The organism is Steroidobacter sp. (genome assembly GCF_036406195.1).
Lineage (GTDB): Bacteria > Pseudomonadota > Gammaproteobacteria > Steroidobacterales > Steroidobacteraceae > Steroidobacter.
Map to the genome: position 1 here is coordinate 35059 of NZ_DASWVW010000055.1, position 24386 is coordinate 59444.

General features: G+C 62.7%; 24 protein-coding genes, 1 other RNA gene and 1 pseudogene. 11 read left to right on the forward strand and 15 right to left on the reverse strand.

What is annotated here, in order from left to right:
• Window positions 1–83: 83 nt before the first annotated feature.
• The gene (hrcA, locus tag VGE08_RS20820; RefSeq protein ID WP_331069842.1) at window positions 84–1145 is read right to left on the reverse strand and encodes a heat-inducible transcriptional repressor HrcA; all 1062 of its coding nucleotides are present in this window, start codon (window positions 1143–1145) and stop codon (window positions 84–86) included.
• A 343-nt stretch (window positions 1146–1488) separates the two neighbouring features.
• Between hrcA and VGE08_RS20825 the strand changes: the two genes are divergently transcribed.
• Together VGE08_RS20825 and recN are read left to right on the forward strand one after the other, a co-directional pair.
• Window positions 1489–2403, forward strand: coding sequence for an NAD(+) kinase (locus VGE08_RS20825; RefSeq protein WP_331069843.1), 915 nt, complete (start codon window positions 1489–1491; stop codon window positions 2401–2403).
• A 30-nt stretch (window positions 2404–2433) separates the two neighbouring features.
• On the forward strand, window positions 2434–4200 hold the full coding sequence (recN, locus tag VGE08_RS20830; RefSeq protein ID WP_331069844.1) for a DNA repair protein RecN: 1767 nt from the start codon (window positions 2434–2436) through the stop codon (window positions 4198–4200).
• A 55-nt stretch (window positions 4201–4255) separates the two neighbouring features.
• On the opposite strand, the gene fur is transcribed toward recN, so the two are convergent.
• Window positions 4256–4687, reverse strand: coding sequence for a ferric iron uptake transcriptional regulator (gene fur, locus VGE08_RS20835; protein WP_331069845.1), 432 nt, complete (start codon window positions 4685–4687; stop codon window positions 4256–4258).
• Window positions 4688–4783: 96 nt separating this feature from the next.
• Between fur and VGE08_RS20840 the strand changes: the two genes are divergently transcribed.
• Window positions 4784–5176: an outer membrane protein assembly factor BamE gene (locus VGE08_RS20840; RefSeq protein ID WP_331069846.1), complete on the forward strand. Its 393-nt coding sequence runs from the start codon at window positions 4784–4786 to the stop codon at window positions 5174–5176.
• A gap of 11 nt (window positions 5177–5187) precedes the next feature.
• On the opposite strand, the gene VGE08_RS20845 is transcribed toward VGE08_RS20840, so the two are convergent.
• Together VGE08_RS20845 and VGE08_RS20850 are read right to left on the reverse strand one after the other, a co-directional pair.
• Complete coding sequence (locus tag VGE08_RS20845; RefSeq protein WP_331069847.1) at window positions 5188–5508, reverse strand: RnfH family protein; 321 nt, start codon at window positions 5506–5508, stop codon at window positions 5188–5190.
• Window positions 5486–5932 (reverse strand): type II toxin-antitoxin system RatA family toxin, encoded by a 447-nt coding sequence (locus VGE08_RS20850; RefSeq protein WP_331069848.1) that lies wholly within the window; start codon window positions 5930–5932, stop codon window positions 5486–5488. Before VGE08_RS20850 ends, VGE08_RS20845 begins: the two co-directional genes overlap by 23 nt.
• Before the next feature lie 29 nt (window positions 5933–5961).
• Between VGE08_RS20850 and smpB the strand changes: the two genes are divergently transcribed.
• Both smpB and ssrA read left to right on the forward strand, forming a co-directional pair.
• Window positions 5962–6441 (forward strand): SsrA-binding protein SmpB, encoded by a 480-nt coding sequence (smpB, locus tag VGE08_RS20855; RefSeq protein WP_331069849.1) that lies wholly within the window; start codon window positions 5962–5964, stop codon window positions 6439–6441.
• Between the two features lie 201 nt (window positions 6442–6642).
• Window positions 6643–6994: a transfer-messenger RNA gene (gene ssrA, locus VGE08_RS20860) on the forward strand.
• Between the two features lie 268 nt (window positions 6995–7262).
• Here the strand turns inward: ssrA and VGE08_RS26640 are convergent.
• The 3 genes and pseudogenes from VGE08_RS26640 to VGE08_RS20880 form a co-directional block, all read right to left on the reverse strand.
• Window positions 7263–8333: pseudogene (locus VGE08_RS26640) on the reverse strand (Arm DNA-binding domain-containing protein); the annotation flags it as partial.
• Between the two features lie 980 nt (window positions 8334–9313).
• Complete coding sequence (locus VGE08_RS20875) at window positions 9314–10093, reverse strand: MOSC domain-containing protein (RefSeq protein ID WP_331069852.1); 780 nt, start codon at window positions 10091–10093, stop codon at window positions 9314–9316.
• A 10-nt stretch (window positions 10094–10103) separates the two neighbouring features.
• The gene (locus tag VGE08_RS20880) at window positions 10104–11396 is read right to left on the reverse strand and encodes an MFS transporter (protein WP_331069853.1); all 1293 of its coding nucleotides are present in this window, start codon (window positions 11394–11396) and stop codon (window positions 10104–10106) included.
• Window positions 11397–11436: 40 nt separating this feature from the next.
• On the opposite strand from VGE08_RS20880, the gene VGE08_RS20885 reads away from it, so the two are divergent.
• The 4 genes from VGE08_RS20885 (at window position 11437) to VGE08_RS20900 (ending at window position 14871) form a co-directional block, all read left to right on the forward strand.
• Window positions 11437–11562, forward strand: coding sequence for a hypothetical protein (locus VGE08_RS20885; protein WP_331069854.1), 126 nt, complete (start codon window positions 11437–11439; stop codon window positions 11560–11562).
• Window positions 11563–11590: 28 nt separating this feature from the next.
• A complete protein-coding gene (locus VGE08_RS20890; protein WP_331069855.1) occupies window positions 11591–12352 on the forward strand; it encodes a glucose 1-dehydrogenase in 762 nt (253 codons plus the stop codon).
• Window positions 12353–12356: 4 nt separating this feature from the next.
• Complete coding sequence (locus VGE08_RS20895; RefSeq protein ID WP_331069856.1) at window positions 12357–13733, forward strand: acetyl-CoA carboxylase biotin carboxylase subunit; 1377 nt, start codon at window positions 12357–12359, stop codon at window positions 13731–13733.
• Between the two features lie 223 nt (window positions 13734–13956).
• Window positions 13957–14871 (forward strand): MBL fold metallo-hydrolase, encoded by a 915-nt coding sequence (locus tag VGE08_RS20900; protein WP_331069857.1) that lies wholly within the window; start codon window positions 13957–13959, stop codon window positions 14869–14871.
• 54 nt (window positions 14872–14925) lie between these two features.
• Here the strand turns inward: VGE08_RS20900 and VGE08_RS20905 are convergent, their stop codons facing one another.
• Complete coding sequence (locus VGE08_RS20905; RefSeq protein WP_331069858.1) at window positions 14926–15405, reverse strand: Lrp/AsnC family transcriptional regulator; 480 nt, start codon at window positions 15403–15405, stop codon at window positions 14926–14928.
• 205 nt (window positions 15406–15610) lie between these two features.
• Here VGE08_RS20905 and VGE08_RS20910 point away from each other — a divergent pair, with 205 nt between their 5' ends.
• Both VGE08_RS20910 and VGE08_RS20915 read left to right on the forward strand, forming a co-directional pair.
• Window positions 15611–16174: an RNA polymerase sigma factor gene (locus VGE08_RS20910; RefSeq protein ID WP_331069859.1), complete on the forward strand. Its 564-nt coding sequence runs from the start codon at window positions 15611–15613 to the stop codon at window positions 16172–16174.
• A complete protein-coding gene (locus tag VGE08_RS20915; RefSeq protein ID WP_331069860.1) occupies window positions 16171–17331 on the forward strand; it encodes an aminotransferase class V-fold PLP-dependent enzyme in 1161 nt (386 codons plus the stop codon). The genes VGE08_RS20910 and VGE08_RS20915 overlap by 4 nt, the downstream gene beginning before the upstream one ends.
• Window positions 17332–17407: 76 nt before the next feature.
• Here the strand turns inward: VGE08_RS20915 and VGE08_RS20920 are convergent, their stop codons facing one another.
• The 7 genes from VGE08_RS20920 to VGE08_RS20950 form a co-directional block, all read right to left on the reverse strand.
• Window positions 17408–18388: a nitronate monooxygenase family protein gene (locus VGE08_RS20920; protein WP_331069861.1), complete on the reverse strand. Its 981-nt coding sequence runs from the start codon at window positions 18386–18388 to the stop codon at window positions 17408–17410.
• A 133-nt stretch (window positions 18389–18521) separates the two neighbouring features.
• Window positions 18522–19031: a flavin reductase family protein gene (locus VGE08_RS20925; RefSeq protein WP_331069862.1), complete on the reverse strand. Its 510-nt coding sequence runs from the start codon at window positions 19029–19031 to the stop codon at window positions 18522–18524.
• A 13-nt stretch (window positions 19032–19044) separates the two neighbouring features.
• Window positions 19045–20211 carry a CaiB/BaiF CoA-transferase family protein gene (locus VGE08_RS20930; protein WP_331069863.1) on the reverse strand — a complete coding sequence of 389 codons (1167 nt, stop codon included), beginning with the start codon at window positions 20209–20211 and terminating at the stop codon, window positions 19045–19047.
• Window positions 20208–20900 (reverse strand): VOC family protein, encoded by a 693-nt coding sequence (locus tag VGE08_RS20935; RefSeq protein WP_331069864.1) that lies wholly within the window; start codon window positions 20898–20900, stop codon window positions 20208–20210. The genes VGE08_RS20930 and VGE08_RS20935 overlap by 4 nt, the downstream gene beginning before the upstream one ends.
• Window positions 20901–20968: 68 nt before the next feature.
• Window positions 20969–21766 carry an enoyl-CoA hydratase/isomerase family protein gene (locus VGE08_RS20940; protein ID WP_331069865.1) on the reverse strand — a complete coding sequence of 266 codons (798 nt, stop codon included), beginning with the start codon at window positions 21764–21766 and terminating at the stop codon, window positions 20969–20971.
• A gap of 49 nt (window positions 21767–21815) precedes the next feature.
• Window positions 21816–23021, reverse strand: a complete 1206-nt coding sequence (locus VGE08_RS20945; protein ID WP_331069866.1) for a hypothetical protein — start codon at window positions 23019–23021, stop codon at window positions 21816–21818.
• A gap of 114 nt (window positions 23022–23135) precedes the next feature.
• Window positions 23136–24347, reverse strand: coding sequence for a CoA transferase (locus VGE08_RS20950; RefSeq protein WP_331069867.1), 1212 nt, complete (start codon window positions 24345–24347; stop codon window positions 23136–23138).
• Window positions 24348–24386 lie beyond the last annotated feature (39 nt).

Here is a 24386-nt window from a genome sequence, read left to right on the forward strand (position 1 = left end):
CATTCTGCCTGATCGGGCGGCCAACCTCATGCCTGACTGCGTCCGGGCACGGGCGCCAGTCGGGGCCGAGGGGGAATGGCGGCTCAGGAGCGAGAATTCAAGGCGGAGCCGAGCAGCTTCGCGGTGATATCGACGATGGGAATGATGCGCTCGTAGGCCATGCGGGTCGGACCGATGACCCCCAGTACGCCGACGACTTCCTGGTCCAGCGTGTAAGGCGCGGTGACCACGCTGCAATCGTCCAGGATGGTGTAGCCGGATTCCTGGCCGATGAAGATCTGCACGCCCTCGGCTTTCAGGCTCTGGTCGAGCAGATGCAGGATGTCGCGCTGCTGCGTGAACGCCTCGAACAGGCGGCGCAGTTTCTCGACATTGGATAGCTCGGCAAAGCTCATGAGGTTGGTTTCGCCGGCGATGACATATTCCATGCGGCCGCCGGAGGCTTGCGGCATCATCACGTGCTGCGCCAGATGGATCGCATCCAACATCACCTGATTCAGCGATTCGCGCGTTTCCTTCAGCTGACTGAGCAGGTGCTCGCGTACCGCGCTCAATTCCCTGCCGCCGAACTCCTGGTTCAAATAGTTCGAAGCCCGGCGCAACTCCTCGACGCTGTAGTGCCGCTCCAATTGCACGATGCGGTTCTGCACTTCGCGGCCGTTGACCACCATCACCGCGAGCACGCGGTTATCCGACAGCGGCACGAACTCGATCTGGCTGAGCGAGGAATGGCTCTGGCGCGGCAAGGTCACCACGCCCGCGAGGCGGGTGACGCTGGAGAGCATCTGCGAGGCAGCCGCGACCAGCGCCTTGTGATCGGCGCTGTGCTCGCCAAAACGGGACTGGATGGCGGCGATCTTCTCGTCGTCCAGCGGCTCGTACTTGAGCAAGGTGTCGACGAAGAAGCGATAACCCTTGTCAGTGGGCACGCGACCGGCGGAGGTGTGCGGCGAGGTGACGAAACCCAGTTCCTCCAAATCCGCCATGACATTGCGAATCGTGGCGGCGCTGAGGCTGAGCCCCACGTCACGGGACAGGGTGCGCGACCCGACAGGTTGTCCGTCGCGAATATAGTGCTCCACCAGCAACCGTAGCAGGTGCTGGGCTCGCTCGTTCAGCGCTTCGTCGTGGCTCGGCGTCGGCATCTTTCGGTTCGGGCAGCGTTCACATCGGACCTTCTGGGTCCGGCCGCGTTCAGGACTGAAACCCTTTGTGACAGAAGGCATTTTGCACCAACCCGCAGTGCAGCGCCGCTGTCTGAGGAAGCTAAGCACGCCGCCCCGCGGTGTCAAGCATACAGTCATACCTTCGCTGACAGCAGGTACTGGCGCCATCGCGCCCGGCATCTGCCGGGGCAGGATTGGCCCACTCGACAATGTGGGGGCGCGCCGCCGGCACACAACTGCCCTGTATCACGCGCTGTATGACGCATTCATGTTGTGCATTCGCGTGGCTGGCCGACGTAAGTCCGTGCTACAAACCGCATCCATGCCCGCACCGCCCCGCCCTTTTCAGACCATCGCCATCATCGGCAACACGCGCGACCTTCGTGTCGCGGAGACATTACAGGTCCTCGCGGCCCATCTTCACAGCCGCGGGCGGCGCGTGCTGATCGACGCGGCAACCAGCATCGACTATCGCGATGTGGCCGTGGAGCGCATGCCTGAAGCGGACCTGTGCCCGACCGCCGATCTGCTGGTCGCCGTCGGTGGCGACGGTTCGATGCTGCACGCGGCCCGCCTGGCCGCGCCGTGCGCCATCCCGGTGCTCGGCATCAACCGTGGCCGGTTGGGTTTCCTCGCCGACATCGGACCGGCCGAGCTCGGCCCGTGTGTCGACGAGATCCTCGCCGGCCGTTATGTCAGCGATCAGCGCGCGATGCTCCAGGCAACCTTGATCTCACCCGGCGCTCCAGACCGCCAGTGCAGCGGCCTGAACGACGTGGTGCTGCAGAAGTGGCAGACCGGCCGCATCCTCGATTTCGAGACCTATATCGACGGCCGCTATGTGAACACGCATGGCGGCGACGGTCTGGTGATCGCCACGGCCACGGGCTCGACCGCATACGCGCTCTCGTGCGGTGGGCCGATCCTGTATCCGGGATTGGACGCGGTGGTGCTGGCGCCGATCTGCCCGCACACGCTTTCGGACCGGCCCATCGTCGTGCGCCGGACTTCGGTGATCGAAGTGCGCCTGCTGGATCGGCCCGACAGCAACGGCCAGGTCACTTGCGACGGTGTTTCGCTCGGCGCGCTATCGCAGGGAGATCGGCTGATCGTTCAACCCGCCGCCGCCAACGTCACTCTGCTGCATCCGGCCGATCACGATTACTATCGCACGCTGCGCTCGAAGCTGCGCTGGGGCCGCGGTGACCGCACCGCCCCCTATCAAACCTCCGACTAACGTCCGCCGCGATTACGCCTCGAAGCGAAGATGCTTACTCATATTCAGATCCGCGACTTTGCCATCATCGACGCGGTCGAGCTGGAGCTTGGCCCGGGTTTGACGGTACTCACCGGCGAGACCGGCGCGGGCAAGTCCATTCTCGTCGACGCCCTGCTGCTTGCCGCCGGCGGGCGCGCCGGCGCTGAAGTCGTTCGTCATGGCGCCGAACGCGCCGAGGTCTCGGCGACGTTTGCGATCGAAAAGAACGCGGCCGCGCATGCCTGGCTCGCCGACCAGTCCATCGAACATGAAGGCGAATGCGTGTTGCGCCGTGTGATCGCGGCGGACGGCCGCTCTCGCGCGTATGTCAATGGACAAGCGATGCCCGTGCAGGCGCTGCGACAGCTTGGCGAGACGCTCGTCGACGTGCACGGCCAGATGGAATATCAGTCGCTGGTGCGCCGGGCCGCGCAGCGCGAGCTGCTCGATCAAAGCGGCGAGCACCGAGAGTTGCTGAACGCGGTCGCTACCGCGTGGCGCGCTCTATCAGAAGTGAAAGAAGAGCGCGATCTCGCCGCCGCATCGGCACAAGATCGTGAAGCGCGGCTCGAACTGCTGCGCTATCACTTGAGCGAGCTGCAAGCGCTCGATCTCAAGGAAGGAGAAAGCGAAGAGCTAAGCGCCGAGCGGCAACGATTGTCACAGCGTGGACGGCTCGCCTCGAGCGCGCGCGAGATCATGCAATTGCTGCGTGAAGCGGACGATGTGAGTGCCGAACAGGTCATCTCACGAGCGCTGACCACCGCGCGGCATGTCCGCGATCTCGATCCGAAGTTCGCGCCGATGGCGCAACTGATCGAGGAAAGCCTGATCGCACTGCGCGAAGGCGTCGAATCGGTGGAACGCTATGAGTCCGATCTCGATGCCGATCCGGCGCGTCAGGAATGGGTCGAGCAACGACTCGCAGCGATGGAGTCCATCGCGCGCAAGCACCGCGTCGAGCTCAATGGCCTGCTCGCGCTGCAATCCGAGTTGCAGCAGGAGTTTCAGCGCCTGGATTCGCTGGAAGCATCGATGGCGCAGATCGAAAAGCGGCTCGATGAAGCCCAGAAGAAGTTTCGAGCCGCCTGCGACAAGCTCACGAGCGCACGCAAGTCCGCCGCACGGAGCCTGGGTGAGAGCATCACCGCGTTGATGCAAACGCTCGGCATGCCGGGCGGGAAATTTCAGATCGACGTGCGTCCCGCCGAGTCGCCCGGCGTGAATGGCGCCGATGACGTCGAGTTCCTGGTGAGCGCCAATCCGGGGCAGCCGCCGCGGCCGTTGGCCAAGGTCGCCTCAGGCGGTGAGTTGTCGCGCATCAGCCTGGCCATTCAGGTGGCCGCCGTGCAGACCGACGCCCTCGCCGGCTCACTGGCCTGCCTGGTGTTCGACGAAGTGGATGCTGGCGTGGGCGGCGGCGTGGCCGAGATCGTGGGGCGTCAGTTGCGAACCCTGGGCGAGCGAGCGCAAGCGCTCTGCGTCACGCACTTACCTCAGGTTGCGAGCCAGGCTCACGCGCATGTGCGCGTCACCAAGCTCACAGATGGCAAGACCACGCGCACCGCCCTGCACACATTGACTGACGATGAACGCGTGGAAGAGATCGCCCGCATGTTGGGCGGCATCAACGTCACCGACAAGGCCCGGGAACACGCCGCTGAGATGCTGCGGCCAGCGCCATCGAAGGCGTCGGCCAAGAGTGCCGCAGGTGGTGCGAACAAGGCACCCGCCAAGGCTGCCGCGCCAGCCCGGAAGAAGCCGGCCCGGCGCTAACGAGCCGTCAGTTGCGGCCCTTGCGGGAGCGCTAATTGCAGCCCTTGCGGGAATTCTAATTGCGGCCCTTGCGGGCCGGGCAATCCGGCCGGCTGCAATAGCCGTACAGGATCATCGAGTGATCCTTCAACTCGTACTTCAACCGGGCCGCGATCTGTCGCTGCTTCTCCTCGATGCCCGCATCCATGAACTCTTCGACGCGGCCGCAACCTAAGCAGACGATGTGGTCGTGGTGCTGGCCCTCGTTGAGCTCGAACACCGCCGTGGTGCCTTCGAAGTGATGACGGGTCACCAGCCCCGCGGCCTCGAACTGCGTCAGCACGCGATAGACCGTGGCCAGTCCGATGTCCTCGTGCGATTCGAGCAAGTGCTTATAGATGTCCTCCGCGCTCATGTGCCGCGGTGTGGCCGTGCCGAGAATTTCGAGAATCTTGATACGAGGCAGCGTGACTTTGAGCCCGGCCTTGCGCAAATCGCTGGTTTCCACGTGCTTGGTCCTCAGATCGACCCTCGCTGCGCATCCCGCTGCGAGTTCGACGGGTTTTGAGTATCATCCCGACGCATTATCCCGCAGCCACGCCGCATGCTCCACCCCGAAATGACACAGATCAACTACTTTCGAGTGCGAATTCTTGCCTCGTTGGCCGCGGCCCTGTTGGGCGCGGCGGGCCTGTCTGGATGCGTCCATCGCGTCGATATTCAACAAGGGAATTTTCTCGACCGCGAGGACATCGACCGGGTGGCCGTGGGCATGACACGCGTCCAGGTGAGATCGCTGCTTGGGACACCCATGGTCGCTGACCCGTTCGTCAACAACCGCTGGGACTATGTCTATTACCTCAAGCGGGGCCGCTGGGACCAACCGCGGCAACGCCACTTCATAGTGTTCTTCGACGCTTCGGATAAGGTCGAGCGCATCGAGCGGCCGAAAGACACGGTGGAACCCAAAGTGAAGACCGCGGCCGTCGAGAAGTAGTCGGGCACCCGCTACTTCCGTCCCTTCGATTGAGCGCGAGTGCGCTCCGCCGCTTCCCGCCTGCTCTGTTTTGGATCGATCAGCAGCGGCCGCAGGATTTCGATGCGGTCGCCATCGCGTAGCTCGTAGGTCAGCGGCACTGCCCTGCCAAAAATGGCGCAGCTCAGAGGGCGCGCCGCGGCTTCCGGAAATTTTCGCAGCAGTCCCGAGCGCGTTACGGCCTCGGTCAACGACGTGCCCGGTGGCAACTGCAGATCGACACAGGCTTGATGATCCGGCAGCGCGTAGACCACGCGAACGCGCAGCAACTCAGCTTCGGGCATCTTTTCCATAAATGGCGCGAGCCCGATCGACGAAGGCATCGATCATCTCGCCAACGTTCTTCTCGAAGGTGCGAGACAGCAGCATGCCCAGCATGGCGTTGGCGAATTCGAAGCGGACGCTGAGTCCGACCTTCACGCCTCGATCGCCGAGCGGCGTGAACGTCCAACGGCCCTCGAAAGTCTTGAAAGGGCCGTCCACCAGCGTCATCAACATTTCCGTGGGGCGCTTCAGGAAATTGCGCGTGGTGAACGCCTCACGCACCCCGGCCTTTTGCATTTCCAGCCGCCCGGTGACCTGGTCCGGTGTGCTTTCCAGCTTTTTCGCCGAGGAAATCCACGGCACGAACTGCGGATACTGCTCAATGTCTTCCACCAGCGCGAACATTTGTTCGGCCGTATAGGGAACCAGGGCACTTCGAGTTACTTCACGCATGCGCCGGCACGGTACAATCCGCGCACTCTATGAGCAAGCAGCAGAAAGCCAACGACAACCCGACCATCGCCGAAAACCGGCAGGCGCGCTTCGAGTACTTCATCGAGGAGACCTACGAGGCCGGATTGGAGTTGCAGGGATGGGAGGTCAAGAGCCTGCGCGCCGGGCGCGTGCAACTGAAGGAAGCTTACGTGTTCCTGAAGAACGCAGAGGCTTTCCTCTATGGCGCCCACATCTCGCCCCTGCCCACGGCTTCCACGCATGTGATTCCTGACCCGATCCGCACGCGCAAGCTGTTGCTGAACCGCGCGGAACTCAACCGACTGGTGGGCGCCGTGGAGCGCAAGGGCTACACGCTGGTGCCGCTGGAGCTGTATTGGAAGGCGGGACGCGCCAAACTGCGCATCGGCCTGGCCAAGGGCAAGAAGGAGCACGACAAGCGCGCCACCTCCAAGGATCGTGACTGGCAGCGCGAGAAGTCGCGCTTGATGAAACATACGAAGCGCTGAACGCGGGTCCGCGGGTACTCGCGTTAAGCTCGGTGGCACGGTCCAGTTGCGGAACCCGCGGCGATCGCATGCAGTCAGCCGGTTCCGCGCGTTTGGCGCGCTTATTGTGACCCTTTGCTCGAATCAATAGCCGCTGCACCCTTGAGATCCGCCAGATTGCCCTTACACTAGCCACCGTTGCCAAGAGTGGCGACACCTTACGGGGGCGACCGGCTTCGACGTGGGTGGCGAAACTCCAGGTGCATGCGGAGTTGTAGGTAACTCCTTAAACTGCTTACAAACTTATAGTTGCAAACGACGACAACTACGCTCTGGCGGCTTAATCCCGCCTAACCTCCGCCTGGTATGTGCTTGTGCATCCAGATTGGGGGACGCGCTCACAAGCTCGCGAGTCGGTGTGCTCCAGGCCGCCTCGTTAAAACGCTCTGCAGCTGGTCGTGCGTCTTCCCTGCCCTTCGGGTAGCGCCCGGCGAGATACAAAGAATGGGCTAAGCATGTAGGTCCTGTAGCGTAGTGCTTGCGGACGCGGGTTCGATTCCCGCCGCCTCCACCAATTTTTTCCTTTGTTTTCGCGAACTTAGCCTTCCCTCACTCCGCCGTGGTGGCAGTTTGGTGGCAAATTCCGAGGACTGAGGGGGACGAATTCCATCGAATCCGCTGAACCGCGGAGCACCGGGCGATGGTCCCAATGACGGCGGAAATGGCGAGCGCTCCATCGCGCGCTTGATGATCTCAACGTCCGCCGGGGTGGCGCCCTTCGTCCACGCTGCATACGTTTTCAGCATCGTCGCCACACTGTGGCCATCTTCCTCTGCCACCAGCATGACGTTGTGCCCGGCCATGAGCCGCCAGCTGACGCATGAGTGGCGAGCGTTGTACGGCTCCCGATAACGCACCTTCCGCGATTCCAGCACGTAGCCCCACCGTCGATATGGATACGACAGGTTGATAATCGGCGCGCCGTCCGCGTCGAAGAACACGAGGTCGTGATCAATTTTCCCAACTCGGCGTAGCTCTTCTCGCAGCGAGAGTTGACGCTTCAAAACATCGAAGGCGCGACCGCAAAGCGCGATCTCGCGATCCACCCCGGTCTTGGTGCGATTCTTGTGTTTGCGATATACGACTGCCTTGTTGATACTGATCTTGCCTGCCGTCAGGTCGCAGTCTTGGATGGTCAGCGCAATCTGCTCTGACTGGCGCAGCCCCGTGAAGAAACGAAACTCCTCGTAGTTGCCGTGAGCCAGCCCGAATTCCTCATGCGAGGCGGCGACGATCAGCTCACCTTCCTGAATCGTAAACGGGTCGATCGGCGGCCGATCTTTTTTCTGGATGCGGAACGTCGTGAGCCCCGATGCTGGATTGTGCTTTTCAGGATGATCCTTGTAACCAAAGTCGAAGGCGCATCGTAATGCGCTCACCACGTTGTTGTATGTTTTCTTCTTGGTTGTATGAGCGGCCGCGATTTCCGCCAAGCGCGAATAAACGATACCTTCGAACTCCTCGTCGCCGATCAGTGGGCGCCACACTGCATCCAGAATCTTCTCGTACCCTCTCATGGAAGAGTACGCCATATCGTTCATGTCGACCCGCATCGAGCAGTGAGCGATGAACCTATCAAAGACCTCCCCGCAGGTCGCCTTCTGCAGCTTCTCATTTTCCTGCGCGAATTCGTCCAGGTAACGATAGTCCGGGAACTCCTCGGCAAAAACAAAATTTCCCGCCGCTATTCGACGATTGATGTCGACCAGTTGTAGTCGCGCGCGTCGCAGGTTTGCTTCCGAGGGCGTGCGCTCCAAGGTCGGCCGATAACGCTTGCCTTGGTAGAAAATGGTGAACTCAATACGATTGCGTCCCTTCGCCTTTACTCCTCCACTCTGAGACTTTCTGCCCATACTGAACCCATCCTCCGCGTGAATGCACCCCTCAGCCTCAAAACGTTCTGCGCCATCTGCTGCCGAATGGACGCTGCTACTCCCATCGCGCGCGCCGATTCATCGACCTTCAATCCATCTCTCATAGCCCAGAAGATCGATACAGATATGTCCATCCGGGGCTCGTCTCCACACCTTCCCTTCTTGCCAGTCCCCGCGCTCGATCTTCCGTTCCATGGCCTTAACCGTATAGCCAGTCACCGACTGTGCAAGCGGTAAAAGAACATAGCGGACCGGCGAGACACTCACCGGCTTACTTTCATGCCCGATCTTGGCAGCGTCCATCTCATCCTCGCACATTCGCGTCCGAGCCAGCCGACAACGGCTCCATTCGCGTGCGAGTGTCTTCCGGAGATGGACAACTCCGTTACGCGCGAAACTGACGGCTTCTAGCAAATTCACGTGTCGCGATCCGAAGCGAAAGTCCCTTTCGCATGTAGTCGCGGGTGATGGCGATATGACACTGTCTCAGATCGTCGCAAGCCTACGCAATCGGTCGCGCATCGCATCCATTCGCGGTCAAGGCCCCTGCCTCCCGAACAATATTCAAACGGTGCAGACATAGCTACCGATTGCCGGGCTCCCATGAGTCGCCGATGGTCAAGACCTGCGCGCGGTAGTGCCCGCGCGGAACGCGCGGCCTTGATCGCGGACGCGCCCACGTGAGCCGCCCGCGCCGACGCTGCGTGGGAGTGCATGCATGGTGCTCGCGACGCGTCTCCCGGAAACCGGAAACCGATGATGATGGTTGGAACACAAGGGTCGGTGCGCAACGCACTCAGCAGATGCATTGCGTATGAACGATGCAGAACCGACAAACAGAGCACGGGAGCACCACATGATGCTGGAGCTTCGAGCTGAGATAGCATCTTCCTGCTTCGATTACATACAACTGCGGCAGCGGCGTGCTGTTCGAGGAGATCGCCGTAGGTGACCGGCCATCACCCGATCCACCCTGTCTGCGGCCCGATCACGCGGGTGCCTTGAACTCGTGCCACACCGGCGATGACTTGTCGCCCGATACGCCTGCTTGCCTTCCAAGCGGGGGCAGACTGATCCGTGGTGGTGATGACGCAGCGAGTGCAAGATCGGACCAGTCGTAACGTGACATCGCCAACCACGAGCGCGTGAATTCGATCCTCATCGTACGGCTGCAAGCCGCGCAGCACGATGCTTGGCCGGAAACGGTTCATGGGCAGCGGTGAAGGCAGTCTGGCGTTCAGGTCATCCAGCGAGGCTTCCGAAATGATCAGGAACGGGAACGCGTCGCAGAACTCGACTATCGAATCGATATCTCCCTTCCAGAGCGACGGGTGGACTGCACGCGTACAGGTTGCATCGAAACGCGCCAGCCTGACCGGCCTGCCGAGAAACTGCGTCAGCCATTGCGCGGCCGCATCTCCGCAATGGAAGGCCCTGCAGCGATCCATCATCACCGTGACTTCGATGGCGGCGCTCTGCGAACCGGATGTGATATCCAGCTGTGGCATGCCCGGTGCATTCAGCGTCAACCCGCTCGTCGTGATTTCCGGCGCGATCAGCGCCATGCGAGGCAGCTCCCGCTGGGAAAGATATCGCCCCTTGTCGTTGATGATCATCCAGTGACGATCGCCATCGAAGCCGGTGGCGCGCACCTCACCCGCGTCCAGCGGGATACCGCGGCACGACTTCACGGGATAGACGTTGAGATCGGCAATGGTAACGCTCGTTGCGATGTTCATGGCGAGCAGCTCAATGCTTCCCCTTGGCATCCGGACCGCCTGGAGAGTAGCGAATGTTCAAGATCGGAAGAAGGGCGCTCAACGAACAGGCCACCAGCGAGTAGAGAACGAACCGGTAGTTGCCCCCGGTCAGATCGAGCAAGTAGCCGATGAGCAGCGGCGAACACAGCCCGGCCAGCTGGCCGGCCGTGTTGACGATGCCGAAGGCCCCGCCCACCGCATGTTTGGGCACGACGATCAGAGGCAACGTCAGAATCGGTGTGATGGCGAAGCCGCTCGTGAGTAGTGCAGCCGCGAAACAAACTGCGGCCCATTCTCCGCTCGCGGCCGTGGCGGCAAAGTATGTCGTAGCGCCGCTGAGCACCGCGCCGATCGAGATCAGCAATCCCATGTTGTGGCGGAAGTACTTGTCGCACAGATAGCCACCCAACGAGAAACCAACGGCGCCTGCCAGGTTGATGAGCGAAGCGAAGTACCCCATCTTCTCCGCGCTGAATCCTCGTGCCTGCAACAGATAGGAGGGAATCCAGGTCAGCAGGCCCCAGTTGGTCATCCCCACCAGAAAAAAACTCGCCGCGCACCACAGTACCGCAGTAGTCCGCAAGGACTGCATGAGAGAAGCTTTGAGCGGGGCATGTTCCATGGAGCGCTCGTCGTCGTAATCGGCGAGCTCCTGTGCCGTGACATGCCGGCTTTCGGCCGGTGAGTTCGTGACATAGCGCCAGACGACCAGCGCCAGCACGACTCCCGGCACGAACAGCGAATAGAACACGGCACGCCATCCCCAGTTGGCGATCAGCGCCACGACGAAAATCGGTGCGACGCTGGCGCCGACCGCGGTGGCTCCCACCAGCAATCCGGTCGTTCGCGACAGCTCACGTGTGGGAAACCACTGTGATACCGCCTTGGAGATGGCGGTGGGACATGGCGCCTCCGCCACGCCGAACAGCACTCGGATGATCAGCATGGCCATCAGCCCCGCAGCCATGCCCGTCATCGCCGTCATGACCGACCACAGAGCAATGCTCGCGGTGAGAACCAGGCGTGGTCCGAACCGATCGGCCAGCAAGCCGCCCGGAATCTGCATCAGTGCATAGCCCGCGAAGAATGCGCTCAACGTCTGCCCCATGGCCATGGGCGAAAGCTGCAGGTCGGCGGCGATGAATGGAATGGCGGTGGCCATCACCATTCGATCGAGATACGAGATCAGGTACGTGACCAGGATGATGGCCAGTATCGTGTACCGGTGCTTCCAGGTCGTCACGGCGACGCCTGGCGCGAGTGCGCGAGCTTTGGTATCCACGCGCGCCGGCCTTACGCTTCAATGATCCACGACGGATCGCGTGGCCGATAAGCAGCCGGACGGCGTTCCACGAATGCTGGTGATGTCGCCGCCACTGGTCATCGAGCCGGCACAGATCGATGAAATCGGTGCGACCTTGCGCGCCGTTCTGACCAATCTCGCTTGAGATCCTGTGAACGGCAATGGAGAGAAGCATGCGTTTGAAAGATAAGGTTGCGATCGTTACCGGTGGGTCTCAGGGCATCGGCGAGGCAATTGCGATTCGTTATGGCGCCGAGGGCGCCAAGGTCGTCGTCAACTATGCACGCAGCGCCGAGAATGCCACGCGCGTAGTAAACAAGATCGTCGAGAACGGCGGTCGAGCGATCGCAGTACGAGCAGATTGCTCCAAAGTGGCCGAGATCGAACAGCTCGTGGCGGCTGTCATTGAGAGTCATGGGACCGTCGACATCCTCGTGAACAACGCGGGTGTGTTCCGGACCGTGCCGGTGGAGCAGACGACGGAGGAGATCTGGGACGAGCAGCTCGACCTCAATCTCAAGGGAGCCTTTTTCCTGGTACGCGCCGCGCTGCCGGAATTCCGTCGCAAGGGTCGCGGCAAAGTCGTCAACGTCTCCTCGATCTGGGGACTGGGCGCCGGCCCCAACTGCCCGGCTTACTGCGCAGCCAAGGGCGGCCTGGTCAACCTGACGAAAGCACTCGCGGTCGAGCTCGGTCGCTACAACATCAACGTCAACTCGCTCGCGCCGGGCAACATCGCAACCCCGCTCAACGCACACCTGCGAGGTCCCGACATGGAAGCCTACATGGCGCAGATGCGCGCGATGACGCCGACGGGCCGCGACTTCCTGCAGCCACAGGAGCTGACGGGAACAGCCGTCTACCTGGCCTCGGAGGATGCGGATGCCGTTCACGGGGTTACGATCGCAGTCGATGCGGGTTGGTCGGCGTGGTGATTCGATGACGAACATCTCCTCCGCCGGGCCGCGGCAATCACCAGCGGCACGACGTTTCCAGAGCGTGCTGATCGCGAATCGGGGCGAGATCGCCTGTCGAATCATCCGCAGCTGCCGATCGCTCGGGCTGCGCAGTATCGCCATCCACTCCGCGGCGGATGCGAGTGCCATGCATGTATCGCTTGCCGATTCGAGCGTTTCCGTCGCCGGCGCAAAACCCGGCGATGGCTACCTGGATGTGCAGCGGATCATCGCAGCGGCCATCGCTAGCGGCGCAGGCGCGATTCATCCTGGTTACGGATTCCTGTCCGAAGACGCTGAATTCGCCGCGGCCGTTCGGGCGGCGGGACTGGTTTGGATCGGCCCCGAACCCGAGCAAATGGTCTTGATGGGCGACAAGGCGCGCGCGAGAGCTGTTGCGATCGATGCGGGCGTGCCGGTCGTTCCCGGTACCGGCCGCGTCGATCTCGACGGTCGCGGACTGATCCGTGCCGCTGAAGGTGTGGGTTTCCCATTGCTGGTCAAGGCTGCCGCCGGCGGCGGCGGCATCGGCATGAACCGCGTCGATCGGCCGGAGCAATTACAGACCTCCGCGGCAACGACCAGCCACCTTGCGCAGCGCTCGTTCGGGGATGGAGGTATCTATCTCGAGCGATACGTGGAACGGGCCCGGCATATCGAAGTCCAGGTCTTCGGATTCGGCGATGGCCGCGTGCTGCATTTCGGCGAACGCGACTGCTCGATTCAGCGCCGCTATCAGAAGATCATCGAGGAGACGCCCGCCCCCGGACTATCTGAAGTCACGCGCCTTGCCATGGCGCAGGCAGCCCTCGCACTGGCGAGCAAGGTACGTTACCGCGGCGCGGGCACAATCGAGTTCATCTATGACACCCATTCGGGTGAGTTCTACTTCCTCGAGATGAATACCCGCATCCAGGTCGAGCATCCGATTACCGAGGAAGTCTACGGTGTCGATCTCGTCGCAGCTCAGCTGGCGCTCGAACTGGATGAGATCAGCGAGGAGCAACTGCGTCAGCTGCGACCCCGCGGCCATGCCATCGAATGTCGACTCTGCGCTGAAGATCCAGCGCGGGGCTTTCTCCCCTCCCCTGGCCTCATCAAAACAATGACACTCCCCGAGGCTACCGGTGTGCGCATCGATGCTGGATATTGCGCCGGCGATCGCGTGTCGATCCATTACGATCCAATGCTTGCCAAAGTCATCGCACACGGTTTCACGCGCTCCGAAGCGATCGAACGGATGCGCGCCGCGCTTGCTGCCCTCATGATCGACGGCGTGAAAACCAACCGCGACCTGCTCCTCGAAACGATTTGCCGAGCGGAGTACGCCGCTGGGTCGCTGCACACGCGCTTCATTTGATCTGCCGGCCTTCCGCATTCGATGCCACTGCACAGCCGGAGCATGAGAAAATCCCGTCGCACGCGCGGTGGCATGCCGCGTGCTGCGCTACTGCGCCATCCGGGGCGGCGGCGCAGCGATGAACGCACGCACATCCGCGGCCAGTCGCTCGATGTTGTCCGGAGACTGAATAAAGTTTCATTGCAGCAGTGCGGTTCGCTCGACCGCTTGCGTCTCGAGGGTCATGAGCGACTCAATACTGGCGCAGGCTGCCGAGACCATCCGGACCGCACGGCCGGGCTCGCCGATCGTGCAGGCGTTCTTTCACGAACCCTCCTGCACGGCGAGCTATGTCATCCACGACCCTGCGACGAAAGCGGCGGCGATCATCGATAGCGTGCTGGACTACGACCCCGCTTCGGGGCGAACCGCCACTCGCTCGGCGCAAGCCATCCGCACCTACGTCGAGCAGCAAGCGCTGTCGGTGGAATGGTTGCTGGAAACGCACGCACACGCGGATCACCTCTCCGCCGCACCCTATCTGCATTCGCTCCTGGGCGGACAACTTGCGATCGGACGCAATATCATTCATGTCGGACGAGCCTTCGGAGCGCTCTTCAACATGGCGCCCACCGAGGGGCGCGAGTTCGATCGTCTGTTCGACGATGGCGACAGGTTCAACGTTGGGCAACTGACGGCCACGGTCCTGCATGTACCCGGGCACACTCCCGCCGACGTGGCGTATGTGGTCGGCGATGCGGTGTTCGTTGGCGATACGATCTTCATGCCCGACTATGGCACCGCCCGCGCCGATTTCCCCGGCGGCGACGCACGTCGACTCTATCGCTCGATCCGCCGCCTGCTCGCCCTGCCGGCCAGCACCCGGATCTTCGTTGGCCACGACTACAAGGCTCCGGGCCGCGATAGCTATGCGTGGCAGACGACCGTCAGTGCACAGCGCAGCGACAACATCCACGTACGCGATGGCGTCAGCGAAGCGGATTTCGCGCTGATGCGCGAGCAGCGTGACGCCACGCTGTCGGTTCCTCAACTGCTACTGCCCGCCATCCAGGTCAACATTCGCGGCGGCCGACTGCCCCAAGCGGAGACCAACGGCATCCGCTATCTGAAAATTCCACTGGATGCTTTCGGCAAATGAGCTTCGATCTGGCGTACAGCGCACTTGCCGTGGCTTCCGGCGCACTGGTCGGTTTTATTCCGCACTCCGCAGCGGCAGCGCCGTAGTGTGCTTGAGCTCCTCCATGGCGAACGCAGCGCTCACATCCGTCAGCCGCACCGCCTTGATCAGCTGCTTGTAGACCGCGTCATAGGCCGTGATGTTCTGCACTCGCAGCTTCAGCATATAGTCGATGTCGCCGGTCATGCGATAGAACTCGATCACCTCGGGGATCGATCTCACCACCTTTGCAAAGCCCTGCAACCATTCCTCCGAGTGCTCGCTCGCCCGGATGGTCACGAAGACCGTCATATCGAGCCCCAGTGCCGCAGGATCGAGCAGCGTCACGCGTCGACTGATCACACCCGCCTGTTCCAGACGCTTGATCCGGCGCCAGCAGGCGTTGTGAGACAGATGAACCTGATCGGCGATCGCCGCAACCGACAGCGTCGCGTCTTCCTGCATCACGCGCAGAATGCGGATATCCGCTTCGTCCAGACTGACCTTGCTCGACATTCGCCCTCTTCCGGAAACGGACCTCGCGGCCGCGCCGACATCGCCGCGTTTGCAGCAGCATGCTGCAAGCCAGATCGAAATTGCAACTCGACGGACTTGCGGTGGATGAACATCCCAAGACTGGCCCGGATTCGGCAAACTTCGGTAAGGATTTTTCAACGCCAACATGTTTCCATGCGACGCTCGAAAACATGGGGCTCGAGGCATGCCGGCAAGCGGCGGGCAATTGCATTTTCATCCAGCGGCCGACCGCCGCAACCAGCCACGGCACGCGCAGTTGCTCGATCGCATGCTGCCCTACGAGCCACAGCTGCGCGGTTACTTGCGACATCGTTGGGCGGCCAGCGAAACGGACGACTGTGTCCAGGATGTCTACCTGCGATTGCTCCAATGCGAGCTGTCGCGGACGGTGGAGTTTCCGAAGCGGTATCTATTCCAGGTCGCGAATGCCGTGATGGTCGATCGACGCCGCCGCGCGCGGAGCCGCTGTGCCAGCTTGCATCGCGAGCTGACTCATGAAGACCATCCCCACGACGACCGGTCGCCGTTGCGAATCTTGCTGGCGCGCGAGGCAGCGCAAGCCGCGCAGGCCGCGCTCAACACCCTGCCGGCGCGGACCAGGGACATCATCTTCGCCACACGCCTCGAAAGCGCGTCCATCAAATCCATGGCTGCGCGCTACGGCATCTCGATCAGCGCCGTGGAAAAACATATTGGCCGGGCACTGCGCACACTCTCAGCAACGCCAACCCTCGACACTTCGCCATGACCACCGAACTTCCCATCTATCTGGATTACGCCGCCACCACGCCCATCGACCCCCGAGTCGCCGAGCGCATGATCGAATGCCTCGGCGCGAAAGGTGCGCACGGCAATCCTTCGTCCAGCGGACATGAACATGGACGACGCGCACGCAGCCTCGTCGAAGCCGCGCGAGCTCAAGTCGCGAAGGCCATCGGCGCCCCACCCGCTGCCATCATCTGGACCTCGGGGGCCACTGAATCGAACAATCTGGCGCTGTTCGGCTCGGCGCGTTTCAATCGCGGACGCGGACGGCACATCATCTCCTCTGCGACCGAGCACAAAGCCGTGCTCGATCCTCTCAGGCAGTTGGAGCGCGAAGGCTTCGAAGTCACGTATCTCAGACCCGGCCCGTCGGGGGCAGTCGACCCGGCGCAGGTCATCGACGCGCTCCGTGCGGACACCATACTGGTATCGCTCATGCACGTGAACAACGAGATCGGCGTCATTCAGGACGTGGCCGCTGTAGGGCGGGCCTGTCGAGAGCGCGGCGTCGTGTTTCATGTCGATGCGGCTCAGAGCGCGGGCAAGCTGCCGATCGACGTCGGGTCGGCATGCATCGATCTCATGTCGTTGACGGCGCACAAGTGTTACGGCCCCAAGGGCATCGGCGCGTTGTATATGCGCCGTTCGCCGGGGCTTGGCCTGCAGCCGCTGTTCTTCGGCGGCGGCCAGGAATACGGCTTGCGCTCGGGAACGCTCCCGACCCATCAGATTGTCGGCATGGGAGCGGCGCTGTCGGTGGCGGTCGCCGACATGGCTGACGACAGCGCCAGAATCCGCGAGCTACGGGACCGCCTCTGGGCGGGCATTCAGGCACTCGGTGGCGTCGAATTGAACGGCGATCCCCGTCATCAGGTCGCCAATGTCCTGAACGTCTCGTTTCACGGCGTCACGGGTGGAAGTTTTCAGTTCGCGTTACGCGACCTCGCCGTCTCGGCGGGCTCCGCCTGCTCCTCCGGTTCGGATGCGCCATCACATGTCTTGCAGGCGATGGGCCGAACCAATGAGTTGGCGCACAGCTCGCTGCGCTTCAGCCTCGGCCGGTTCACGACCGCAGCGGAAATCGATGCCGCCATCGCGACCCTGCAACGCGAGCTGCCACGACTGCGCTCGAGGGCGTAGCGCCACGAGCATTGAACTCGCTCTTGGCGACCCGCCACGGACTCTCGACGGTCAAATCGCCATGCAACCGGGCCGATCAACCACGAACGGCGATACTCAATCGACCGCGAACGATATCTCCCGCCTCGTCGACGATTCGGCCGATCAGCTCGGCGACGGTGGGGATGTCACGAATCAAGCCCTGTGACAGTCCGGCCCACACCAACCCGGCATCGATATTTCCGGTCTCCAGCGCCTCTCGCCCGCCGCTCCCACGCACCAAGTGCGCGACATCGTCAAACGTGCTGCCGGGTCGCGCGAGGATCTCGACCACCTGATCCGACACCCTGTTTTTCACGACCCGCGCCGTGTTGCGCAGACTGCGGAAGATGAGGTTGGTGCTACGCTCGTCGCCATCGAGGAGGAGCTGCTTGACGCGATCGTGGATTGGCGCCTCCTTCGTTGCGCAGAAGCGCGTGCCCATCGTGATCCCTTGCGCACCCAACGCAAGCGCCGCTACCAGACCGCGACCATCCGCGAAGCCGCCGGCCGCAACGATCGGGACGCTCAACTTGTCGGCGGCTGCCGGAATCAGCACCAACCCGGGCACGTCATCCTCTCCAGGATGACCGGCACATTCAAAGCCGTCGATGCAGATCGCATCGACGCCCAGTCGCTCGGCGGAAAGCGCATGCCGAACCGACGTGCACTTGTGGATCACCTTGATGCCGTGCGCCTTCAAGTCGCTTACATGCTCTTGCGGTTTGGCGCCGGCCGTTTCGACGATGCCGACGCCACTTTCGATGATGGCGCGCCGATACTCGGCGTAAGGCGGCGGGTTGATCGTCGGCAGCAGGGTCAGATTCACGCCGAATGGCTTCTGCGTGAGCGACCTGCAACGTTCGATTTCCTCGACGAGAGCTTCCGGAGTCGGCTGCGTCAAGGCGGTAATGATGCCGAGCCCGCCGGCATTCGAAACCGCGGCCGCAAGCTCCGCGCGTCCCACCCACTGCATGCCACCTTGCACGATCGGGTGTTCAATGCCCATCAACTCGGTAAAGCGGGTCTTTATCGACATGTCAGACTGCCTCGGCGGCTCCGGTGAAATATGCAAAACAACTGGCGCGCCTTGCGCTTCGCGAGGGAGCTCGAATTCTCCGGACGACCGGCGTCGATGCCATTACTACGAGACGAGACGAGTGCGGCGCGATTCAGGACCACATGTCGACGAGGAGGCTCCACGGCTCGTCCTGCGCCGGTGAGAAGCGCCCGAAACGGCTGGCGTGAAACAGCAATGGCGGCGTATTGCGCGACTCGACGGCGTCGACCTGCCCGAGGATGATCGTGTGATCGCCAGCAGCATGCAGTGCCACGACGCGGCACGTGATGCGCGCGAGCGCCGCATCGATGACGGGAGGCTTGGTTTCGTCCCGTGCGACATCCGCCGCGAACTTGTTGCTGCCGGAGCGGGCGAAATGCAGGGCGACATCAGCCTGACTCTCCGACAGTACGTGAACGGCGAACGGCGAATCGAGCGCGAACGCGCCGAGGCTGCCGCTCTTGTTCGCGAGACACCAAAGGAGCAGCGGCGGATCGAGCGATACCGACGTCATCGAATTCGCCGTCACTCCGACGGGCTGACCTTGGGCATTCATGCCCGTAACGACCGTAACACCCGTCGCGAAGAGCCCGAAGGCTCGCCTGAGTTCGCCCTGATTCATCTGGGATCGCTATTCATTTGTGGTCATTGGGGCCGGCGATCACGCCTGCTGCGTGAAGCTCGGCGATCTCGCCCGGTGCAAACCCCCAACGCGATAGAACATCATCCGTGTGAGTGCCGGGTGCCGCTGCCGGGGCGTTGACGGTCGCGCTCGTGCGACTGAATCGAGGCGCAGGAACCGGCTGCACCAGTCCATTCACCTCGGTGAAGACACCACGCGCACGGTTGTGGGGATGATTCGGCGCTTCGCTCATACGCAGCACGGGAGCGAAACATATGTCCGTGTCCTGCAGGACATCGCACCACTCGTCGCGCGTGCGCGTCTTGAATACGGCGGCGAGCGTGCTTCGCTGCTTCGACCAGTTGCGCGGGTGCCGGTCCGCAAAAATCGCGGGGTCGAGCTGAAGCCGGGCCATCAGCTCTTCATAGAATTGCGGCTCGAGGGCACCGATCGTGACGAATTCGCCGTCCGCGCACTCGTACACGCCATAGAAAGGTGCACCTCCGTTCAGAATGCTTTCGCCACGGCCTTCTCTGAAAAGACCCTGTGCCAGCATCGCATGCACGCCGGCGGTGAGCAGCGCGGCGCCGTCGACCATCGCCGCATCCACGACCTGACCGTGACCCGAGATTCGGGCCTCGAGCAGCGCACATAGCACGCCGAACGCGAGCAGCAAGCCACCGCCGCCGAAATCTCCGATGAGATTCAACGGCACCACGGGCGGACCGTCCTTTTGCCCGATGCTGAACAATGCGCCGGCGAGCGCGATGTAATTGATGTCGTGACCGGAGCGCTGAGCGAGAGGTCCATCCTGGCCCCAACCGGTCATGCGGCCGATGACCAGGCGCGGATTGCGCGCCAGCAGCACATCGGGCCCGAGGCCGAGCCGCTCGAGCACGCCGGGACGGAATCCTTCGATCAATACGTCGGCCTGATCGATCAGGCGCAGCACCGTCTCTTTGCCTCGCGGATGCTTGAGGTCCGCGCGCACGAACTGCCGACCACGCGCCAGCACGTCGTACTGTGTCTTCAGGCCGATGCCCACACCGCCCTGTGTGCGATCGATGCGAACGACTTCAGCGCCCATGTCGGCGAGCAGCATGGCGCCGAACGGGGCCGGACCCAGCCCGGCCAGCTCGACGACTCGAATGCCCGAAAGTGGGCCTTTGCGGCTGCTCATTGCTTCTTGCTCACTGGCGGTTCGGCTTCGCTCGCATCCCAGATCGCCTGGTCGGACAGCGCGATCAGTTTCTCGTACACACCCTGCGGATAGTTCGTCATGTGCGGACCTGGCGCGCTCGCATCAGGTTGCGCGACGGCCCCGCCCTGATCCTCATAACGCGCAGGACGTTTGTAGCGTTCGAGCTCCTCCGCACTGATGCCGGCGCGAGCCACGACATCCGGATCGATCCAGGATCCTGGATCGATGGCAGCGTCCGAGCATGCGAGCTCGAGAGACAGTCCTTCGGGCCCCGCGAAGTAGATCGACTCGCAGAAGCCATGATCGACGGGCCCGAGCACCGGCACGCCCTTGGAGCGCAGCCGATCGCGCATCGCAAGCAGCTCGGAGCGGCTTTTTACCTTGAGCGCCAGATGCTGCATGGTGCCTCCGGCGCTGATCGCGGTGGGATGCCCCGCGTGAGTCACGCCGAACTGCGCCGGGATCTGCGCGATCTTCGGGTGCTGCACGAACGCGACGGAGCTCTCGTCGTTCAAACGCAGGAACCCGTGCCACGTGTCCTTCGCTGCATGCATCCAGTACAACGCCACCAGCTCCATGCCGAGCTTGTCGGTGAAGAATTCGATCTGCACCTTGATGTTTGCGGTCGCGATGGCGAGATGATGCAGACCCTCGACTTTGTTGCTCACTTGACCCCTCTCCACAGACAGCTATTTGGACCTGGCGAGTGCCCGCGCGCTCGTGATCCGAGTTGGCATCACCGGCCTTTGAACACCGGCGAGCGTTTTTCGAGGAATGCTCGCGGTCCCTCCACGGCGTCTTCGGTTCGATGCACGCGAGCCGAGAACTCCGCTTCGATCGCGAGTGCCTCAGCCTCGGGAAGGCCGCGACATGCGCGCACCGAATCTCGAACCGCGCGCACGGCCAACGGGCCATTGGCGGCGATGCGGGTAGCGATCTCCAGCGCTTTCTCCATGAGGCCCGATGCCGGCACGACGTAGTTCAGAAAGCCGTACTCGAGCGCCTGCGCGGCCGTGATCGTATCGCCCGTGAGCAACAGCTCGAGTGCGCGCGCATACGGAATCTGATTCGGCAGCCGTACGCTCGAGCCGCCGCCGGGGAACAGCCCGACCTTCACTTCGGGAATGCCGAACTTCGCTTCGGGAACGGCGATCCGTATGTCGCTGTTCATGACGAGCTCCATGCCGCCGGCGATCGCATGGCCGTTGACGGCGCTGATGAGCGGCTTGCCGACATCCGTTTTGAAGGGGCCGCCGGAACCGCGCACCTCGAGCCAACGCCGCTCCCATTCCGTCGCCGGCGCGCGCGCGCCGGTCATCAACGGAATGGTTGCGTCGAGATCTCCGCCGGCACAGAACGCACGATCGCCCGCACCCGTCATGACCGCGACGCGCACGTCATCCGAGCTTCGAATCTGCTCGTATGCATCGATGAGCCGGACCGCCATTTCCGGATCCATCGCATTCAACCGCTCGGGGCGGTTGAGCGTCACAATTGCGATCGACTCACGAATCTCGATTTCGACTGCCGCCATCGATCCACCCTCTGCTCTCAACCTCTGCGTGCCGCGGACGAAATCCACATCAGACCAGGATTCCCGGAATCTCCTGACCGAGCAACGCCGCGCCATGCAGCTCCAGGCGCGCATCGAGATCGAACACGATGTGAGAGCCGATGACATTGACATCGCGCGCCGCCCGCTGCATCGGATGCGTCTGGAAGTGAGCGGTTGCACCGCTCGCCTCGCACACGTAGCTGACGATGCTCTTGCTCTGATGCACGGCATAGGCCAGCTGTGTCGCCCAGCGTGTTCTATCCACGCGCGTGGCGCGATTGCGCAGCTCGCACACTTCCGCGACGAGATTCTTGAGCAGCAAGTAGACCTGCTGCACCTCCACCTCGGCGCGAGCGAGCCGCATCTGGCTCGCCGGGCCGACGCGTCGCGCCGCAGGCGAGCGGGATGCCAATCGCTCTTCGAGGCGCTCGCGGAAAATCCGCACACACGTTCTCGCCTGACCCAGTGCCGGCATCGCCGCGGAAAGACCGAGCACAGGCAGCATCGGCGTTCTATAGAGCGGACTTGCGTGGATCGCCGCGCCGGGCGCCTCGCCCGCAATCAAATCCGCGAACGACAGAATGCGCCCCTCGGGAACGAATGCATCTTCGATCAGCACGTCGTTGCTGCCCGTGCCCTGCATTCCATCCACGAACCATGTGTCCTCGACCTTGACCTCCGAGCGCGGCAACGCGAAGAACATCGGCGCCCGCTTGCCGTCGGGACCGGTCATGATCGCCGCGGGAATCACCCAATCGGCGTGCATGATGCCGGTGCTCCAGGACCAACGGCCGTTCAAGCGCCAGCCGCCTTTCACCTCCTTGACCTCGCCGGTCGGCGAGAGCATCGCCGGGGCGAGCACATAGCTCCTGTCCGCGAACAGTTCACGCTGAAACGCCTCGGGAAACAGAGCGAAGAGCCAGACATGCTCGATATAGAAGTTCGCCACCCAGCCCATCGAGCCGTCGCCCTCACTCAGCGCAAGACCGACATCGAAGAACGTATCGAGATCGAGCTCCAGACCGCCATACACGCGCGGAGTCATCAGGTTGAAGATCTCCGCCTTCGCCAATGCCTCGATGACCTCGTCCGTCGGCCTGCGTAGCCGCTCGGCCTCATGAGCCTGCGCCGCGAGCATCGACGAGAGCTCGCGCGCACGTCTCACGAGCTCCGGACCGGAAGTCGGCTGATCGCCCTGTGCGGGGGACAGTTTCTGTGCTGAATTCGATGTCATTACTGCTGACTCCTCAAGGGACCACTGTCGCGCTCGCCGCTGCGGCGAAGATGCGAGTCTGTTTTGTCGAATGCATATGCCCGCCAGCCTCGAAGCGGCCTGCGGGCTGTCGGCTCAGTTCCGCTGCTCGCTGATCAACCGTTCGATCTCGGCCTGCGAATAGCCGAGCTCTGCGAGAATCTCTGCGTTGTGCTGACCCACCGGCGGCGCTGCATTCCGGATGCGTGTCGGAGTGCGAGAGAACTTGATGGAAGGTCCGGTCAACGGTGCCTCGGTTCCATCGGAGAGCCGCACGGTCTGGAGCATGTCGCGGGCTGCAACGTGCGCCTCGCCAGCCACATCCTGGAATGTGTTGATGCGTGTCGCGGCGATGCCGTGCGCCGCGAGCGTTTCCACCACGGACTCGACCGTCTGGTGCGAGCACCATTCGCTCACGAGCCGATTGACTTCGGCACGACGCGCGAGGCGCTCGGGCACTTTCATGTGAGCGAGCTCGGGGTGACCCATGAGCGGCGCCAGCACGGCCCAGTGAGAATCGAGCAGCATCCCGGTGAAGACGTGGCCGTTGGTACAGCGGTATTCGTTCACCGGTGTCGCCATCAGGTATTCGTTGCCCGTCTTCGGGATCGGCAAGCCCAACGCGCCCGCCGTGAGGTGTCCGTTGCTCGTGTGCAGCAGGCTGTCGATCAGCGACACATCGACATGCTGGCCTTCGCCGGTTTGATCCCGATGACGTAGCGCCGCCATCGCGCCAAGAGCGCCGTGCAGACCGGCGAGGTCGTCGCCGAGGAACGTCGGCGCCTTCATCGGCCCGCCGTCCGGATCGCCGTTCAACGAGGTCCAGCCGCAGTAGCTCTGCGCGATCGGGTCGTAGCAGGCGCGGTCGGACAACGGTCCGAACTGGCCGAAGCCGCTGATCGAGACGTAGACGATGTCCGGCTTGATCTTCGCCACATCGCCGTAACCCACGCCCCACGAGCTGAGCGTGCCCGGACGAAAGTTCTCGATCACGACATCGGCCTTGGCGCAGAGCTTGAGAAAGACCTCCCTGCCCGCCGGCGTCTGCAGGTTCAGCGAGACGTTCTGCTTGTTCCGGTTCACCGTCTCGTGCTGAATCATGAGCTTCGAGCCTGGAAAGCCCAGCGGCAGACGACGCATCACCTCGCCCATCGGATGCTCGACTTTGATGACGCGCGCACCGAAGTCGGCGAGCAGACACCCGGCCATCGGTCCGGCCCAGGACGTCGTCACCTCGATGACGACCAGGCCGTCGTACGGTCCGGTCTTGTCGTGGCGCGCATGCCGATAAAAGTCTTGTTTCTCCACGCTATCCCCCTCGTACTCGCAGCGCGAGCTGAACAACGA

What these genes read in the sequence shown, in the direction of transcription:
- VGE08_RS20940 (WP_331069865.1), bottom strand. Translation starts at nt 21,766, where the DNA reads ATGGCGGCAGTCGAAATCGAGATTCGTGAGTCGATCGCAATTGTGACG.
- recN (WP_331069844.1), top strand. Translation starts at nt 2,434, where the DNA reads ATGCTTACTCATATTCAGATCCGCGACTTTGCCATCATCGACGCGGTC.
- VGE08_RS20895 (WP_331069856.1), top strand. Translation starts at nt 12,357, where the DNA reads ATGACGAACATCTCCTCCGCCGGGCCGCGGCAATCACCAGCGGCACGA.
- VGE08_RS20910 (WP_331069859.1), top strand. Translation starts at nt 15,611, where the DNA reads ATGCCGGCAAGCGGCGGGCAATTGCATTTTCATCCAGCGGCCGACCGC.
- VGE08_RS20900 (WP_331069857.1), top strand. Translation starts at nt 13,957, where the DNA reads ATGAGCGACTCAATACTGGCGCAGGCTGCCGAGACCATCCGGACCGCA.
- VGE08_RS20850 (WP_331069848.1), bottom strand. Translation starts at nt 5,932, where the DNA reads ATGCGTGAAGTAACTCGAAGTGCCCTGGTTCCCTATACGGCCGAACAA.
- VGE08_RS20845 (WP_331069847.1), bottom strand. Translation starts at nt 5,508, where the DNA reads ATGGAAAAGATGCCCGAAGCTGAGTTGCTGCGCGTTCGCGTGGTCTAC.
- VGE08_RS20920 (WP_331069861.1), bottom strand. Translation starts at nt 18,388, where the DNA reads ATGTCGATAAAGACCCGCTTTACCGAGTTGATGGGCATTGAACACCCG.
- smpB (WP_331069849.1), top strand. Translation starts at nt 5,962, where the DNA reads ATGAGCAAGCAGCAGAAAGCCAACGACAACCCGACCATCGCCGAAAAC.
- VGE08_RS20925 (WP_331069862.1), bottom strand. Translation starts at nt 19,031, where the DNA reads ATGAATCAGGGCGAACTCAGGCGAGCCTTCGGGCTCTTCGCGACGGGT.
- VGE08_RS20945 (WP_331069866.1), bottom strand. Translation starts at nt 23,021, where the DNA reads ATGACATCGAATTCAGCACAGAAACTGTCCCCCGCACAGGGCGATCAG.
- VGE08_RS20875 (WP_331069852.1), bottom strand. Translation starts at nt 10,093, where the DNA reads ATGAACATCGCAACGAGCGTTACCATTGCCGATCTCAACGTCTATCCC.
- VGE08_RS20825 (WP_331069843.1), top strand. Translation starts at nt 1,489, where the DNA reads ATGCCCGCACCGCCCCGCCCTTTTCAGACCATCGCCATCATCGGCAAC.
- VGE08_RS20840 (WP_331069846.1), top strand. Translation starts at nt 4,784, where the DNA reads ATGCTCCACCCCGAAATGACACAGATCAACTACTTTCGAGTGCGAATT.
- VGE08_RS20915 (WP_331069860.1), top strand. Translation starts at nt 16,171, where the DNA reads ATGACCACCGAACTTCCCATCTATCTGGATTACGCCGCCACCACGCCC.
- VGE08_RS20890 (WP_331069855.1), top strand. Translation starts at nt 11,591, where the DNA reads ATGCGTTTGAAAGATAAGGTTGCGATCGTTACCGGTGGGTCTCAGGGC.
- VGE08_RS20905 (WP_331069858.1), bottom strand. Translation starts at nt 15,405, where the DNA reads ATGTCGAGCAAGGTCAGTCTGGACGAAGCGGATATCCGCATTCTGCGC.
- VGE08_RS20930 (WP_331069863.1), bottom strand. Translation starts at nt 20,211, where the DNA reads ATGAGCAGCCGCAAAGGCCCACTTTCGGGCATTCGAGTCGTCGAGCTG.
- hrcA (WP_331069842.1), bottom strand. Translation starts at nt 1,145, where the DNA reads ATGCCGACGCCGAGCCACGACGAAGCGCTGAACGAGCGAGCCCAGCAC.